The 16,309-nt window shown below is 69.6% G+C and carries 15 protein-coding genes; 12 read left to right on the forward strand and 3 right to left on the reverse strand.

All coding sequences use genetic code 11. From position 1 onward, the window contains the following. Window positions 1–87: 87 nt before the first annotated feature. The 7 genes from AC07NS_RS15375 (at window position 88) to AC07NS_RS15405 (ending at window position 9,293) form a co-directional block, all read left to right on the forward strand. Window positions 88–1,029, forward strand: coding sequence for a 2-dehydro-3-deoxygalactonokinase (locus AC07NS_RS15375; RefSeq protein WP_494604570.1), 942 nt, complete (start codon window positions 88–90; stop codon window positions 1,027–1,029). Next, window positions 1,016–1,636, forward strand: a complete 621-nt coding sequence (locus AC07NS_RS15380; protein WP_494604572.1) for a 2-dehydro-3-deoxy-6-phosphogalactonate aldolase — start codon at window positions 1,016–1,018, stop codon at window positions 1,634–1,636. Before AC07NS_RS15375 ends, AC07NS_RS15380 begins: the two co-directional genes overlap by 14 nt. 49 nt (window positions 1,637–1,685) lie before the next feature. After that, entirely contained in the window at window positions 1,686–3,260 is a 1,575-nt protein-coding gene (locus AC07NS_RS15385) for a sodium/sugar symporter (RefSeq protein ID WP_494604574.1), read from the forward strand. Next, window positions 3,251–4,168, forward strand: a complete 918-nt coding sequence (locus tag AC07NS_RS15390; RefSeq protein ID WP_494604576.1) for an SMP-30/gluconolactonase/LRE family protein — start codon at window positions 3,251–3,253, stop codon at window positions 4,166–4,168. Before AC07NS_RS15385 ends, AC07NS_RS15390 begins: the two co-directional genes overlap by 10 nt. Before the next feature lie 17 nt (window positions 4,169–4,185). After that, complete coding sequence (locus tag AC07NS_RS15395; RefSeq protein WP_494604578.1) at window positions 4,186–4,911, forward strand: FadR/GntR family transcriptional regulator; 726 nt, start codon at window positions 4,186–4,188, stop codon at window positions 4,909–4,911. A gap of 106 nt (window positions 4,912–5,017) precedes the next feature. After that, entirely contained in the window at window positions 5,018–6,163 is a 1,146-nt protein-coding gene (locus tag AC07NS_RS15400) for an efflux RND transporter periplasmic adaptor subunit (protein WP_494604579.1), read from the forward strand. Between the two features lie 10 nt (window positions 6,164–6,173). Then, complete coding sequence (locus tag AC07NS_RS15405; RefSeq protein ID WP_494604580.1) at window positions 6,174–9,293, forward strand: efflux RND transporter permease subunit; 3,120 nt, start codon at window positions 6,174–6,176, stop codon at window positions 9,291–9,293. 62 nt (window positions 9,294–9,355) lie between these two features. Here AC07NS_RS15405 and AC07NS_RS15410 read toward each other — a convergent pair whose 3' ends face one another. Next, on the reverse strand, window positions 9,356–10,699 hold the full coding sequence (locus AC07NS_RS15410; protein ID WP_494604582.1) for an aminotransferase-like domain-containing protein: 1,344 nt from the start codon (window positions 10,697–10,699) through the stop codon (window positions 9,356–9,358). A 61-nt stretch (window positions 10,700–10,760) separates the two neighbouring features. On the opposite strand from AC07NS_RS15410, the gene AC07NS_RS15415 reads away from it, so the two are divergent. Further along, window positions 10,761–11,174, forward strand: a complete 414-nt coding sequence (locus AC07NS_RS15415) for a DUF983 domain-containing protein (RefSeq protein WP_494604584.1) — start codon at window positions 10,761–10,763, stop codon at window positions 11,172–11,174. Window positions 11,175–11,235: 61 nt separating this feature from the next. After that, window positions 11,236–11,700 (forward strand): low affinity iron permease family protein, encoded by a 465-nt coding sequence (locus AC07NS_RS15420; RefSeq protein ID WP_494604586.1) that lies wholly within the window; start codon window positions 11,236–11,238, stop codon window positions 11,698–11,700. Window positions 11,701–11,899: 199 nt separating this feature from the next. On the opposite strand, the gene AC07NS_RS15425 is transcribed toward AC07NS_RS15420, so the two are convergent. Beyond that, window positions 11,900–12,211: a polyhydroxyalkanoic acid system family protein gene (locus AC07NS_RS15425; RefSeq protein WP_494604587.1), complete on the reverse strand. Its 312-nt coding sequence runs from the start codon at window positions 12,209–12,211 to the stop codon at window positions 11,900–11,902. A 115-nt stretch (window positions 12,212–12,326) separates the two neighbouring features. Between AC07NS_RS15425 and didA the strand changes: the two genes are divergently transcribed. From didA to AC07NS_RS15440, 3 genes are all read left to right on the forward strand, one after another. Further along, the gene (didA, locus tag AC07NS_RS15430; protein ID WP_494604589.1) at window positions 12,327–12,551 is read left to right on the forward strand and encodes a DNA damage-induced SOS-independent cell division inhibitor A; all 225 of its coding nucleotides are present in this window, start codon (window positions 12,327–12,329) and stop codon (window positions 12,549–12,551) included. A 41-nt stretch (window positions 12,552–12,592) separates the two neighbouring features. Further along, window positions 12,593–13,606, forward strand: coding sequence for an N-acetyl-D-Glu racemase DgcA (gene dgcA, locus AC07NS_RS15435; protein ID WP_494604590.1), 1,014 nt, complete (start codon window positions 12,593–12,595; stop codon window positions 13,604–13,606). A gap of 228 nt (window positions 13,607–13,834) precedes the next feature. After that, complete coding sequence (locus AC07NS_RS15440) at window positions 13,835–15,127, forward strand: dicarboxylate/amino acid:cation symporter (RefSeq protein ID WP_494604592.1); 1,293 nt, start codon at window positions 13,835–13,837, stop codon at window positions 15,125–15,127. A 160-nt stretch (window positions 15,128–15,287) separates the two neighbouring features. Here the strand turns inward: AC07NS_RS15440 and murB are convergent, their stop codons facing one another. Next, window positions 15,288–16,190, reverse strand: a complete 903-nt coding sequence (gene murB / locus AC07NS_RS15445; protein WP_494604593.1) for a UDP-N-acetylmuramate dehydrogenase — start codon at window positions 16,188–16,190, stop codon at window positions 15,288–15,290. Between the last annotated feature and the right edge of the window lie 119 nt (window positions 16,191–16,309).

Here is a 16,309-nt window from a genome sequence, read left to right on the forward strand (position 1 = left end):
AGGCGCGCGTTTAGGGACGAACATGACGCAGGCTGACGACTCCGGACGGCTTCACCATAGAAGCGCACGAAACGGGGGAGCCTGCTGATGGTCGCGTCCGATCCGTCCATCACCATCTTCGGCGACTGGGGCACCTCGCGCCTGCGCCTCTATCTGCGCCAGGGCAAGAGCGTGCTGGATCGCCGCGACGGCCCCGGCATTGGCTCGCTGACCGCCTCGCCCGAACAGACCTTCCTCGACCTCGTCGGCGACTGGCGTGAGGCCGGTCCCGAGACGATCCTGCTGTGCGGCATGGTCGGCTCGCGCAACGGCTGGGTCGAAGCGCCCTACGCCCCCTGCCCCGCCAACGCCGCGGCGATCACCGAGCGGCTGGTCAGGGTGGAGGCCCAGGGCCTGACCGTCTCGATCGTGCCGGGCCTGTCGTGCATCAACCCGCTGGGCGGCCCCGACGTGATGCGCGGCGAGGAGACCCAGATCCTCGGCGCCCTGGCGCTGAACCCTGAACTGAAGACCGGCCGCCACCTGCTGGCCATGCCCGGCACCCACACCAAGTGGGTAGTGGTCGAGGACGGGGCGATCACCTCGTTCCTCACCGCCCCGGTCGGCGAGGTCTTCGCCATCCTGCGCGAGCACTCGATCCTGGCCAAGGCCGCCGCCGGCGACGCGCCCGCGACGCCGGAAGGCTTCGACCTGGGCCTCTCGCGGATCACCGACAAGGGCGCGGCCCTGCTGCCCCACCTGCTGTTCGAGACCCGCAGTCGCCAGCTGATCGACGGCCTGCCCAAGGCTGATGCGATGGGCTTCCTGTCGGGCCTGCTGATCGGCGCCGACGCGGCCGGCGCGGCCGGCTGGTTCGGCAAGCTGGGCAAGGTCGCCCTGATCGGCGCCCCGGCGCTGAACGTCCTCTACGCCAAGGCCATCGCCGCCGCCGGCGGCGACAGCTTCGAGATCGACGGCGACGCCGCCGTTCTCGCCGGCCTATCCTCCCTGTCCACCTCTTTGACGCGTGATGCCCATGTCCTTGCCTGACGCCCCGCCCATCGTCGCCATCCTGCGCGGGGTGAAGCCCGATGAAATCGTCGAGATCGCCGGCGCGCTGGTCGACGCCGGCATCGGCTACATCGAGATCCCGCTGAACTCGCCCGAGCCGCTGGTCAGCATCGGCAAGCTGTGCGAGGCCTTCGGCGACAAGGCCCTGTGCGGCGCCGGCACCGTCCTGACCCCGCAGGCGGTCGACGACGTGGCCGCGGTCGGCGGCAAGCTGATCGTCACCCCCAACATCGACCCCGAGGTCATCTCGCGCGCCGTCGAGCTGGGCCTGACCGTCATGCCCGGCTTCTCCACCCCGACCGAGGCGTTCGTCGCCGTGAAGGCCGGCGCGAAGGCGCTGAAGCTCTATCCGGCCGGCTCGTTCGGCCCGGGCCACCTGAAGGCCGTGCGCGACGTCCTGCCCAAGGACATCGAGATCTATGCGGTCGGCGGCGTCGGCGCGGCCAACCTCAAGCCCTGGCTCGACATCGGCGTGGCCGGCATCGGCGTCGGCGGCGAACTCTACCGTCCGGGCTACACGGCGGCAGAGGTCGGCGAGCGCGCCCGCGCCCTGGTCGCGGCCTGGACTGCGCAGACCGGCGGCTGAGCCGTCTAACGATCATAACGAAGAGCAGCCCTAAAGGGGGGAAGCCCACGTGAATCTAGCAACCATCGACCTCGCGATCCTCGCGATCTACGCCGTGGCCATCTTCGGCCTGGCGCAGTGGGTTTCCCGCGACAAGGGCGGGCAGAAGAAGAACTCGACCGACTACTTCCTCGCGTCGAAGGCTCTGCCCTGGTGGGCGATCGGCGCCTCGCTGATCGCCGCCAACATCTCGGCCGAGCAGATCATCGGCATGAGCGGCTCGGGCTACGCCATCGGCCTGGCCATCGCCTCCTATGAGTGGATGGCGGCCCTGACCCTGCTGATCGTCGGCAAGTTCTTCCTGCCGGTGTTCCTGAAGAACGGCATCGTCACGATGCCGCAGTTCCTGGAGCAGCGGTACGGCCCCAGCGTGCGGACCATCATGGCCGTGTTCTGGCTGGGCCTGTACGTGTTCGTGAACCTGACCTCGATCCTGTGGCTGGGTTCGATCGCCGTGCACACCGTGACCGGCATGGACCAGATGATGGCCCTGGCCGCGATCGGCGTCTTCGCCCTGGCCTACCAGCTGTGGGGCGGCCTCAAGGCCGTGGCCCTGACCGACATCGTCCAGGTGGCCCTGCTGGTCATGGGCGGCCTGATCATCGCCTGGCTGTCGCTCGACAAGATCGGCGGCGCGGGCGGCGTCATCGGCGGCTTCCACCACCTGACCACCCAGTTCCCCGAACACTTCGACATGATCCTCGACAAGGCCAGCCCGCACTACAAGGACCTGCCGGGTCTCTCGGTGCTGTTCGGCGGCCTGTGGATCATGAACATCAGCTACTGGGGCTTCAACCAGTACATCATCCAGCGCGCCCTCGGCGCCAAGGACCTGCCGGAAGCCCAGAAGGGCATCGCCCTGGCCGCCTATCTGAAGCTGCTGATGCCGGTCATCGTGGTGCTGCCGGGCATCGCCGCCCTGGTGCTGGTGCCGGGTTCGATCAAGCCCGACCAAGCCTATCCGGAGATGATGAAGCTGCTGCCGCCCGGCCTGCTGGGCCTGGTGTTCGCCGCCCTGGTGGCCGCGATCGTCGCGTCGCTGGCCGCCAAGATCAACTCGATCGCCACCATCTTCACCCTCGACCTCTACGCCAAGGCCAAGCCGCAATCGTCCGAGCAGCACCTGGTGCTGGTCGGCCGTGTGACCGCCGTCGTCGCCGTGATCATCGGCATCCTGACCGCCAAGCCGCTGCTGGGCGGCGCCGAGCAGGCCTTCCAGTTCATCCAGGACTTCACCGGCTTCTTCACGCCGGGGATCGTGGTGATCTTCATGCTGGGCCTGTTCTGGAAGCGCGCGACCACGGCCTCGGCCCTGGTGGCCGCGATCGGCGGCGCGGGCCTGTCGGGCCTGTTCTTCTTCCTCAACAAGCTGGGCATGTTCGGCATGCCGTTCATGAACCGCGTGGGCCTGGTGTTCCTGCTGACCCTGGCCGCGGCCGTGATCGTCTCGCTGGTCGCCCCGCAGAAAAAGGAAGTGAACGTCGTCAGCCTCGAAGGCGTCACCTACAAGACCACCACCGGCTTCAACATCGCCGGCGTGGGCGTGATCCTGATCCTCATCGCCCTGTACGCCACGTGGTGGTGATCGCTAACCAGCAGCCGGCCGCGATCATCGCGGCCGGCGACGTGCTCGGCGAGGGGCCGGTGTGGGACATCCACGCCGGCCGCCTGCTGTGGACCGACATCCAGAGCCGCCGCCTGCGCGCCTTCGATCCCGCCAGCGGCGCGGTCGAGACCTTCGCCGCCCCCGAGCGCATCGGCTCGATCGCCCTGCTTCCGGGTGAAGCGGGCCGCGTCGTCGCCGCCTTCGAGACTGGCCTTGGCCTGTTCGACCTCGCCTCGGGCCAGGTCGACTGGCTGCACCGCGTGGAGGCGCAGGCCAACGGCCGCCGCTTCAACGACGGCCGCGTCGATCGCTCGGGCCGCTTCTGGGCCGGGACCATGGTCGAGGACGAGGCCATCCGGCATCTTGCCGAAGCCAGCGTCTGGCGGCTGGACCACGCTGGCGACTTCACCGCCCACTTCGGCGGCGTGCAGATCGCCAACGGCCTGGCCTTCAGCCCCGACGGCAAGACCGCCTATTTTTCCGACAGCCCGCTGCAGACCATCTTCGCCTTCGACCTCGACGAGGACGGGACGTTGAGCAACCGCCGGGTCTTCGCCGAGGTGACCGAGGGCTATCCCGACGGCGCCACGGTCGATTCCGAAGGCTGCCTGTGGAGCGCCCGCTGGGCCGCCGGAACCGTTGTGCGCCATGCGCCCGACGGCCGCGTGCTGGACACCCTGCGCGTGCCCGCCAGCCAGCCCACCTGCGTGGCGTTCGGCGGCGAGGACCTTCGCACGCTGTACGTCACCTCGGCGCGCGACGAGCTCTCGGATGACGAATTGGTCAGACAACCGCACGCTGGCGATGTATTCGCGTATGACGTGACCGTTCCGGGCCTGCCCGAACCACGTTACACAGGGGTGATTCCCTCCGCGTCCGACGTATAGAAAAGAAGACTTTGGCGATGCGAACCCAGCCTGGACTGAGCCTCACCTACGGCCTCGTGGAATCGCTTGGTCAGGCCATCGTCACGGGCGAATACGCCGAGATCGGTTTTCCGACCGAAGGCGAGCTGTCCAAGAAGTTCGGGGCCAGCCGCACGGTGACCCGCGAGGCGGTGAAGATGCTCACCGCCAAGGGCCTTCTCAGCGCCCGCCCCCGCCACGGCACGGTGGTCGAGCCGGAAGCCAACTGGAACCTGCTCGATCCCGACGTGCTGCGCTGGCTGCTGGAGCGCAAGTTCAGCCTGCGCCTGCTGTCGGACTTCACCGAGATGCGTCTCGGCATCGAGCCGGTCGCCGCGGCCCTGGCCGCCCGCAACGCCGACGAGGCGGGCCTGGAGGCCATCCGCAAGGGCCTGGCCCGGATGAAGGCGGCCGCCGAGGGCGAGGACGATCCGCTGACCGCGGACATCGCCTTCCACATCGCCATCCTCAGCGCGACCAAGAACCCGTTCTACAGCGAGCTGCACGAGCTGGTGAACACGGCGCTGCGGATCTCGATCCGCTTCACCAACCGCATCAAGGGTCGCACGGCCTCGATCCCCTCGCACGAGGACGTGGCCAACGCCATCATCGCCCGCGACGCCGTGGCCGCCCAGAGCGCCATGCAGGCGATCATCGTCGATGTGCTGGAGCTGATCCGCGCGGCCTCGGCGACCGAGGCGCAAGGCGCGCGCAAGGAAGCCTGACCCCCTCCGCCTCCCCGCTGGACGCGCCTTACCCCGATTTAATTCGGCGAACCCGGTTTCTCGTCTAGAAGACCCAGCTGGGACTTCGACGAAAAAGGGGCAGGTCGTGGGTTACGGGTTCAAGGGGTCTTTCGGGCGCACGACGGCGCTGGCCCTGGTTCTGACGGTTTCGGCTGTCGGCCTTTCCGCCTGCGGCAAGGAAAAGAAGGCCGAGGCCAAGGGCAAGAAGCCCGTCGCCGCCCAGACGGTCAGCGTCGCGCCGGTGGCCGTGCTGCCCCTGCCCCGCGTGGTCAACGCCTCCGGCACGATCTCGGCCTGGGAAGAGGTGCCGGTCGGCGCCGAGACCGGCGGCCTGACCGCCGTCGCCGTCAACGCCGAGGAAGGCCAGTTCGTCAGCCAGGGCCAGGTGCTGGTCGCGCTCAACGACACCCTGCTGCGCGCCCAGCTGCGCCAGCAGGAAGCCGCGGTCACCAGCGCCCGCGCCACCCTGGCCGAGGCCGAGGCCTCTCTGCGCCGCTCGCGCGAGCTGCAGGCCAAGGGCTTCCTGTCGGCCTCCTCGCTCGACACCGCCACGGCCAAGCAGGCCACCGCCGCCGCCCAGCTGGCCTCGGCCCAGGCCGCCCAGGGCGAGACCGCCGCCCGCCTGGCCCAGGCCTCGATCCGCGCGCCCGTCTCGGGCCTGATCGTCCGCCGCAGCGTCACCAAGGGCCAGATCGTCAGCGCCGGCAGCGAGCTCTTCCGCATCGTCCGCGACGGCCGCATGGAGCTGGACGCCGAAATCCCAGAGACCGACCTCGGCGTGGTCAAGGCCGGCATGCCCGCCCGCATCGCCTCCGAGCAGGTCGGCCAAGCCGACGGCCGCGTGCGCCTGGTCACCTCCGAGGTCGACGCCCAGACCCGCCTGGGCGTGGCCCGTATCGCCCTGTCGTCGATGGGCGCCTTCCGCCCGGGGATGTTCGCCCGCGCCCAGATCCAGGCCGGCGACCAGGCCTCGCCCGTCGTGCCCAGCGCCTCGATCCTCTACCGCCAGAACCAGGCGGGGGTGTTCCTGATCGACGCCCAGCACAAGGCCCAGTTCCGCAAGGTCGCGGTCCTGGCCCGCACGGGCGAGGTCACGGCCGTCGACGGCGTGCAGGCCGGCGAGCGGGTGATCGTGCAGGGCGCCGGCTTCCTGGGCGACGGCGACGCGGTGCGGGTGTCGGGCGTGCTGCCCGCCCCGACCCTGCCCGCCCAGTCAGCCGCCAAGCGCTAGGGCCCGGCCGATGAACGCCAACAACATCTCGCGCTGGGCGATCAAGAACCCGATCCCCGTCCTGATGCTCTTCGTGATGCTGACGATTACCGGGATCTCCGGCTTCGCCAGCATGCGGATCAACAACAACCCCGACGTCGACCTGCCGCTGGTGGTGATCTCGGCCTCGCGCCCGGGCGCCGCCCCCAGCGAGCTGGAGACCCAGGTCACCCGCTTGATCGAGGACTCGGTCGCGGGCCTGGGCCAGGTGCGCCACATCACCTCGACCGTGGGCGACGGCTACTCATCGACCATGATCGAGTTCGAGCTGGGGGTCGACCACGAGCGCGTCACCAACGACGTGCGCAACGCCATGTCCAACCTGCAGTCCGCCCTGCCGCAGGACATGCAGATCCCCAACGTCACCCGCATCGACATCTCGGGCGACCCGCTGATCACCTATGTGGTCAAGGGCCCGAACATGACGCCCGAGCAGCGCAGCTGGTTCGTCGACAACGAGGTCGCCCGCACCCTGCTGGCCATCAAGGGCATCGGCGAGGTCAACCGTCTGGGCGGCGTCAGCCGCGAGATCCAGGTCGCCCTGGATCCGGACCGCCTGGCCGCGCGCGGCGTCACCGCCGCCGCCGTCAGCCAGGCCCTGGCCAGCACCAACGCCGACCTGCCCGGCGGCCGGGTGACCGTCTCGGGCTCCGAGCGCGCCATCCGCACCCTGGGCGCGGCCGGTTCGGTCGACCAGCTTCGCGAGACCCGCATCCCGCTGTCGTCGGGCGGCACCGTGCGCCTGGGCGATCTGGGCGAGGTCACCGACCGCTGGGCCGAGCCGCGCAACCGCGCCCGCGCCGACAACCAGGAAGTCGTGACCTTCAACATGGTCCGCTCGCGCGGCGCCAGCGAGGTCAAGGTCGCCGAGAAGGTCCGCAAGGCCATCGAGAAGCTCGACAAGGAGCATCCCGAGCTGACGATCACCGAGCTGACCTCGAACGTGAAATACATCGAGGAAAGCTACTGGGCCTCGATGGAGGCCCTGATCCTGGGCGCCGTCCTGGCGGTCATCGTCGTGTTCATCTTCCTGCGCGACTGGCGGGCCACCTTCCTGGCGGCCGTGGCCATTCCGCTGTCGCTGCTGCCGACCTTCGCGGTCATGGCGCCGCTGGGCCAGTCGCTGAACGGCGTCACCCTGCTGGCCCTGTCGCTGACCGTGGGCATCCTGGTCGACGACGCCATCGTCGAGATCGAGAACATCGTCCGCCACATGCGGGGCGGCAAGTCGCCCTACAACGCGGCGATGGAGGCGGCCGACGAGATCGGCCTGGCCGTGGTGGCCACCACCTTCACCATCGTGGCGGTGTTCGCCCCGACCGGCTTCATGCCCGGGATCATCGGCCAGTTCTTCAAGGCCTTCGCCCTGGCCGCCTGCGTCTCGGTGCTGTTCTCGCTGCTGGTCGCCCGCATGCTGACGCCGCTGATGGGCGCCTACATGCTCAAGCCGCACCACAAGCCCGACACCGACCCGTTCTGGATGCCGGGCTACCTGCGGGCCCTGAACTGGTCGCTGCGCAACAAGTGGAAGGTGCTGATCATCGGCTTCGTCAGCTTCGTGGCGTCGCTGGCCCTGATCCCGCTGCTGCCGTTCGAGTTCCAGCCGGCGGCCGACCGCGGCCGCGCGCCGTTCTCGATCGAGTTGCCGCCCGGCTCCACCCTCGACGAGACCGACGCCATTGCCCAGCGCGTCGCCCGCGAGCTGAAGGCCCGTCCGGAAGTGAAGAGCGTCTACGCCTCGGTCGGCAACGACGGGGTCAACAAGGCGCGCGTCACCGCCGACCTGGTGCCCAAGGGCGAGCGGATGAACCAGCAGCTGTTCACGCGCCAGATGGTCGATCAGTTCAAGGCCATCCCCGGCGCCCGCATCGGCGCGGGCAGCAACAGCGGCGGCGGCCCCGGCGACGGCGGCAGCTACACCCTGCGCCTGGTCGGCGACGATGGTCCCGAGCTGGAAGCCGCCGCCCGCAAGGTCGAGGCCGAGATGCGCTCGGTCCCGGGCCTGGCCAACGTCGTCAACACCGCCTCGATCGCCCGTCCGGAGATCATCGTCACCCCGCGTCCCGACCAGGCCGCCCGCATGGGCGTCTCGGCCGGCGCGATCTCGCAGGCCGTGCGGGTGGCGACCATCGGCGACGTCGACCAGTCGCTGCCCAAGTACAATCTGGGCGACCGCCAGGTGCCGATCCGCCTGCGCCTGACGCAGAACGCGCTCGAGGACCTGTCGGTGCTGGAGACCCTGAAGGTGCCCTCGTCCAGCGGAGCCTCGGTGCCGCTGAACGCGGTGGCCGACATCCGCTTCGGCGCCGGTCCCTCGCAGATCAACCGCCAGGACCGCTCGCGCGTGGCCGAGATCACCGCCGAACTCGACGGCATCGTGGTCGGCGACGCCTCCAAGCGGGTGCACGCCCTGCCCTCGGTCAAGTCGCTGCCCACCGGCGTCAAGGAAGTGGCCGCCGGCGACGCCGAGTTCATCGCCGAGATGATCTCCGGCTTCGTCATGGCCCTCGTGACCGGCCTGCTGCTGATGTACGTCGTGCTGGTGCTGCTGTTCCGCAGCTTCGCCCACCCGGTGACCATCATGGCCGCCCTGCCCCTGGCCATCGGCGGCGCCTTCGCCCTGCTGAAGCTGGTCAACAGCAGCTTCTCGATGTCGAGCCTGATCGGCATCCTGATGCTGATGGGCATCGCCGCCAAGAACTCGATCCTGCTGGTCGAGTACGCGATCATGGCGATGAAGGACGGCAAGATGACCCGCCGCGAGGCCCTGATCGACGCGGCCCACAAGCGGGCCCGGCCGATCCTGATGACCACCGTGGCCATGGGCGCGGGCATGGTGCCGGTGGCCATCGGCTTCGGCGCCGACGTCGAGTTCCGGGCTCCGATGGCGATCACCGTCATCGGCGGCCTGATCACCTCGACCTTCCTGTCGCTGCTCTACATCCCGGTGGTGTTCGTGTTCATGGACCAGGTGAAGAACTGGTCGACCAAGCAGATGGGGCGGTTCTTCCACCACTCGCACCACGCGCCGCCGCCCACCGGCGAGACGGCGCCCGCCGGTCACGGCCCGCAAGGACCGCTGGTCGACTGAGCCGGCCGAAGACGATCGAAGGGGCGGACTTCCGGGTCCGCCCCTTTTTCGTGCGCGCGATCCTAGGCCAGCCGCCGCAGGGCCGAGGCCAGGACCGCCCGCTTGCCCGGCGCGCCAAGCGACAGACGCGCGCCATCCATAGCTGTTCCTGGGGTTACGATCCCGGGCGCGGCGAACAGGGCGGCGGGCGCCAGCGACAGGCCCTCGGGCGCCGTGACCCCCACCCGATCCAGCCAGACATGCAGGCAGCCGGCCGGACCGATCGCCCGCGGCAGGATCTCGGCGGCCAGGGCGCGGCGGGCCAGGGCCTCGCTTCGCACGCCGGCAAGGATCGCCTGGACCGCCCCCTCGCGGATCCAGGCCGTGGCCACGGCCGCCATCAGCGGCGCGGGCATCTGGCACAGGGCGTGGCCGGCGGCGGCCAGGCGTTCGGCGGCCGCCGTGTCGGGCGCGGCGACATAGGCGATGCGCAGGCCCGGCGTCAGGGCCTTGGCCAGGGTCGCCACGTGCCACGTCCGCTCGGGCGCCAGGCGGGCCAGAGCCGCCGGCGCGGGTTCGGGCAGCCGGCCATAGGCGTCGTCCTCGACGATGCGGACGCCGGCCCGGGCGCAGACCTCGAGGATCGCCGCCCGCCGCGCGGGGCTCATCGTCGCCGTGGTCGGGTTCTGCCAGGTGGGGGTGACCACGACGAGGCGCGCGCCGCTCGTGGCCAGACGCTCGGCCAGGGCTTCGGGAATGATCCCCTCCCCGTCCATCGGGCAGGCGACGGCGCGCACGCCGCGCGCGGCCAGGGCCGCCAGCAGGCCGGGATAGGTCAGGGCCTCGACCACCACCGCCTCGCCCGCAACCGTCTCGACCGCCAGGATCGCCGACAGCGCCGCCTGCGCCCCGGCGCAGACGACCACCCGCTCCGGATCGACGCTTCCCAGCCCCGGCGCCAGCCAGGCCGCGCCCGCCGCCCGCTGGGCCAGCGAGCCGGGGCCGGCGTGATAGGCCATCAGGGTCGATGGATCGGTGCGAGCCAGCACCGCCGCCGTCGTCTCGCGCAGCAGGGCCGCCAGCGAAAGGCCCTCCGGCTGCGGCGGCAGGTTCATCGAGAGATCGACGCGCCCGGCCTCCTCCTCGCCCGCCCGCCGGCGCACGAAGGTGCCGCGCCCGGCCGTGCCCTCCACCAGCCCCTGCTCGCGGGCCAGGGCATAGGCCCGGGTGACGGTGGTGAAGTCGACGCCCATCAGGCCCGCCACCGTCCGCTGCGGCGGCAGCTGCTCGCCGGCCGACAGCTCGCCGTCGGCGATCGCGCCGCGCAGGGCCTCGAACAGCCGCCGATAGATCGGCCCCTCGCCCGCGGCCACGCGCCGCAGCCACGCCGCACCCGGCGGCAGCGTCGCCTCTCTTGCGTCGCCCATCATTGATCCATACATTTAATGCACAATGTATGGATCAGTTTTCGGATTGTAGGTAGGGGTCATGACGCCCGCTGACGAGTTTTTCGATCCGCCGCCGCCGGTGATCAGCGGCCTGCGCCAGCGCTGCCCGCGCTGCGGAGAGGGCAAGCTGTTCAAGGGTTTCCTGGCCCTGGCCCCGTCCTGCGACCGCTGCGGCCTGGACTACGGTTTCGCCGAGCCGGCCGACGGCCCGGCCTTCTTCGTGATGAGCGGCGTCGGCATCCTGGTGACCTTCGTCTTCGCCTGGGTCGAGGTCGCCTACCACCCGCCGGTCTGGGTGCACTTCGTGACTACCTTCCCCGCCCTGATCATCGGCTGCCTGGCCACCCTGCGCCCGGTGAAGGCCTGGCTGGTGGCCGCCCAGTTCGTCAACAAGGCCGAGGAAGGCAAGTTCGAGAGCGTGGGCCGCCACGACCACGATCCCAGAAGGCTCTGAAGCAGGCTCTGAACGAAGCCGGCCACGGCGGCGTTTGACTGAAAAGCGCCTGGAGCCCGCCGTGGAAAAATTCTTCGCCAAGTTCGCCAACGCCACCGCCCAGGCAGCAGGCCGCCCCGTCACCTTCCTGGCCTGCCTGGGCCTGGTGATCCTGTGGGCGGTGTCCGGGCCGGTGTTCAAGTTCTCAGAGACCTGGCAGCTGGTGATCAACACCGGCACCACGATCATCACCTTCCTGATGGTGTTCCTGATCCAGAACACCCAGAACCGCGACAGCGAGGCCGTCCAGGCCAAGCTCGACGAGCTGATCCTGACCTCGACCGCCGACAACGACTTCGTCGGCATCGAGAAGCTGTCGGAAAAGGAGCTCGACGCCTACCACGCCCAGTGCAAGGCAGCGGCCGAACGGGCGCACGACCGGCTCGAGAAGGTCACGGCGCTGCGCGAGAAGAAGGGTAAGACAACGCCCGCGAAGAAGCCCGCCGCCAAGACCGCGCCCCGCAAGCGGGCGGCCGCGAAGGGATAGAATTTTGCCCCCTCTCCCATAGGGAGAGGGAGGGGCCCGCCGCGAAGCGGTGGGAGGGTGAGGGGTTTCACCGCTTGCCGGCAAATCCACGCCTCACCGAAGCCGTACCTTGTCCGGAGAGAATGTAACCTCTCACCCTCCCACGCCTGCGGCGCGGGCCCCTCCCTCTCTCAAAGAGAGAGGGTTGAAGCGTCGCCCCCTACTTCTTCTCGAGCAGCAGCGTGCCCTGCTTCTTGACCTGCCCCGTGATCTTGCCGGCGATCATGCCCAGGAAGCCCGGCAGCACGATCTCGACCAGCACCACATTGGCCGCGACGTTGAGCTTGCCGGTGATGGTCTGCCCCATGATCAGGGCCGAGAAATCCATCACGTCGTCGCGCCAGGCCTTGGTGACGTTGGCCAGGCCGCCGGGGATCTGGGCGCCCAGCTGCTCGAAGCCGCTCTCGATCCGCCGCTTGGCCTCGGCCACGCCGAGTTCGTGGGGGATGTTGATGGTGACCGGCTTCGACATGGGAACTCCAAAAGACGTATTTCGCCCCAGACATAGGGACGACATGGCAGTTCGGCTATACGTCCAGTTCTGACGCATCCAAGGCGCAGGTTCGGCAGCGTCCACGGAGGAAGCCATGACCGACATCGCCATGACCCAGTACTTCGACGCTCCCGTCCGCACCGCCCGCCGCGTGCGCGCCGGCCGCCCGGGACGTCCCACCGGGGTCTTGGGTTCGATCTCCTACGCCGGCGTGCTGCTGGTCTGGGCCGGCCTGTTCGTGATCCGCCCGCGCCTTGCCCTGCAGGTCATGGCTCAGCGCCGCGCCGACTCGCCCCTGCCCCGTTTCAATAAACGCTGATCCCCCTCGTAAAAGCGCTCGAACGGCGCCAAGCCAGGGACATGAGCCGTCTCGTCGCCGTGCGCCCCGTCAGCCATCCGCTCGCCGCCCCGTTCCGCATCTCGCGCGGGGTCAAGACCGCCGCCGAGGTCGTGGTGGTCGAGATCGCCGAGGGCGGCCACATCGGCCGGGGCGAGAGCGTGCCCTACGCCCGCTATGGCGAGACGGTCGCCGGCGTCGAGGCGCAACTGGCCCCCGCCGCCCGCCTGATCGCCATGGGCGCGGGCCTCTCCGAGGCCCTGGCCCTGCTGCCGGCCGGCGCCGCGCGCAACGCCCTGGACTGCGCGATCTGGGACCTGCGGGCCAAGACCTCAGGTGTCTCCGTCGCCGCCCGCACCGGTCTCGCCGTCCCGCCGGCGCTGATCACCGCCGTCACCGTCAGCCTCGATACGCCCGAAGCCATGGCCGCCGCCGCGGCCAAGGTCGCCGACGCGCCGCTGATCAAGATCAAGCTCTCCTCGGAAGACCCCGCCACCCGCTTGGCCGCCGTGGCCGACGCCGCCCCCGACGCCGCCCTGATCGTCGATCCCAACGAGGGCTGGACCTTCGAGATCCTGCGCGGCCTGGAAGACCAGCTGTCGCGCCTCAACATCGCCTTGGTCGAACAGCCCCTGCCGGCCGGTGAAGACGCCGCGCTGGAAGGCTACGCCCCGCCCTTCCCGATCTGCGCCGACGAGTCGGTGCACACCGCCGCCGACCTGCCGGCCCTGCGCGCCCGCTACCAGGCCGTGAACCTCAAGCTCGACAAGTCCGGCGGCCTGACCGAGGCGCTGGCGATGCTGCGCGCGGCCAAGGACCTGGGCTTCACCCTGATGACCGGCTGCATGGTCGCCTCGTCGCTGGCCATCGCCCCAGCCCTGCACCTGGCCGCCGAATGCGCCTTCGCCGATCTCGACGGGCCGTGGTGGCTGAAGGAAGACCATCCAGGCGGCCTGCGCGTCGAGGCTGGGAGGATCGTGTCGCCGGCCGCCGGGTTCTGGGGGGATGGGGTGGACGCCGACGGACTTTGGATTTGAGACGATAAACTCGTTCAGCTCTCTTCTCTCCCGTCATTCCCGCCCTTGTGGCGGGAACCCCTGGTTCCGATCGCACGTGAAGCGCCAGCGGCGTGCTGAGCACGCCGCCCCTACTGCCCTTGCGGCTGACAGAGGGGTTCCCGCCACAAGGGCGGGAATGACGGGAGTCTAGGATGGTCGGGAATCGCCCCCTTGACCCACTCCACATAACACCGTGCTCTGGCGGGCATGACCGACGCCCTCGCCGCCGCGCCGCCTCCGCCCCGTCCCAGGAACCCGCTGCAGGTCTGGTTCGGGATCTCGCTGTGGAAGCGGATTCTGGCCGCCCTCGTGGTCGGGGCCGTGGTCGGCTATTTCTGGGGCGAAGGCGCCACCAGCCTCAAATGGATGGGCGAGATCTTCGTGCGGCTGATCCGCATGATGGTGGCCCCGCTGGTGTTCGTGATCATCGCCTCGGGCGTGGCCCAGCTGGGCGACGCCAAGCGGCTGGGCGGCATCGGCGTCAAGACCATCGCCATGTACGTGCTGACCACCCTGATCGCGGTGACCATCGGCCTGATCATCGCCAGCCTGCTGGGACCCGGCGTCGGCGCCGACCTGCACAACGCCGCCCCCCAGGCGGTGGCCACGCCCAAGTCGCCGGCCGAGCTGTTCATCGGCATCGTGCCGCTCAATCCCATCAAGGCCCTGGCCGAAGGCGAGACCCTGGCGATCATCTTCTTCGCCGTGCTGGTCGGGGCCGGAGTGATCGTCGCGGGAGAGGACGGCGCACCGGTCGCCAGGCTGCTGGCCAGCGCCAGCGAGGTGATGCTGCGGATCGTCGGCTTCGTGATGGAGGCCGCGCCGTTCGGGGTGTTCGCCCTGATCGCCGTGGTCATGGGCACGAACGGACCCGAGACCTTCCTGCACGTCGCCAAGCTGGGGGTCTGCGTGATCATCGGGGCGGCGATCCAGACCTTCGTCACCCACGCCGCCGTGGTGCGGCTGGGGGCCTGGCTGCCGCTCGTCCCGTTCTATCGCGGCTGCATGGACGCCATCCTGGTCGGCTTCTCCACCTCGTCCAGCTCGGCGACCCTGCCGGTGGCGATCCGGGTGGCCGAGGACAATCTGGGTATCAAGCCGTCGATCTCGTCGACCGTCCTGCCGCTGGGCGCGACCATCGGCATGGACGGCACGGCCATGTACGTGGCCATGCTGACCCTGTTCGCCGCCCAGGCCTTCGGCGTGCCTCTGACCCTGACCGACTACGCCCTGGTGGCCGTCACCACCACCATCGTCGCCATGGGCGTGGCGCCGGTGCCGTCGGGCTCGCTGTTCGTGCTGGCGGCGGTGCTCGCCACGATCGGCGTCGGGCCGACCCAGACGGCGATCATCGTCGGCTTCATCCTGCCCTTCGACCGCATCCTCGACATGATCCGCACCGTGCCGAACGTGACCTGCGACCTCTCGATCGCCACCGCCGTGGCCCGGTGGGAGAAGGAGATCGATGTGGAGGAGTATCTGTCGAAGAAGGATGTGTGATCCTTCTCCCCTTGCGGGAGAAGGTGTCAGCGAAGCTGACGGATGAGGGGTCGCACCCACGAAAAACGCCGCGACGGCTGATCGGCTGTCGCGGCGTCTGAGTTTTGAGAGACCCCTCACCCGGCCCTTCGGGCCACCCTCTCCCGCAAGGGGAGAGGGATCAGGATCTACCGATCCGCTTGATTTCCCAGTCCAGCTGGACGCCGGTCTTTGCCAGCACGTCGGCGCGGACGGTGTCGCCCAGGCCTTCGAGGTCGGCCGCGGTGGCCTCGCCGGTGTTGATCAGGAAGTTGCTGTGCAGGGGGCTGAACATAGCTCCGCCGAACAGCTTGCCGCGCCAGCCGGCCTCGTCGACCAGCTTCCACGACGAGTGGCCCGGCGGATTCTTGAAGGTCGAGCCGCCGGTCTTTTCGCGGATCGGCTGGGTGGTCTCGCGACGGCTGGTGATTTCGGCCATCCGCGCCTTGATCGCGGCCGGCTCGTCGGCGGTCCCTTCATAGGTCGCGTCGAGCACGATCACCGTCTCACCGTCCTGCAGGGCGCTGTGGCGGTAGGTGTAGTGCAGGTCCTCGACCGCCAGTTCGCGCACCACGCCGGCGCGGTCCATGACCCGGACAGATTTGACCACGTTGACGGTCTCGGAGCCGTAGCAGCCGGCGTTCATGATCACCGCGCCGCCGATCGTGCCGGGGATGCCGGCGTAGAACTCCAGCCCGGCGATGCCGGCCTCGGCCGCCTTGCGGGCCAGGATGGCGTCAGGCACGGCGCTGCCGGCCCTGATACGGTTGTCGCCCAATGCCTCGACCGTGTTGAAGCCCTTGCCCAGCCGGATGATCACACCCTCGACGCCGCCGTCGCGGACCAGCAGGTTGGAGCCCACGCCGATGGCCATGACCGGCACGGCCGGATCCAGGGCCTTCAGGAAGTCGAACAGGTCCTGCTCGTCGGCCGGCAGGAACACCACGTCGGCCGGACCGCCGACGCGGAACCAGGTGAACGGGGCCAGGGCCTCGTCGATCAGCAGCTTGCCGCGCACGGCGGGGAGATTGGTCTTCCAGGTCATCGCTTCGTCTCCCCTTCTCCCCTTGCGGGAGAAGGTGTCGTCCGGAGGACGACGGATGAGGGGTTTCTCGGCCTCGCCGCGCGACCCCTCATCCGACCGCTACGCGGCCACCTTCTCCC

It is taken from the genome of Caulobacter sp. GW821-FHT10A10 (assembly GCF_059415745.1).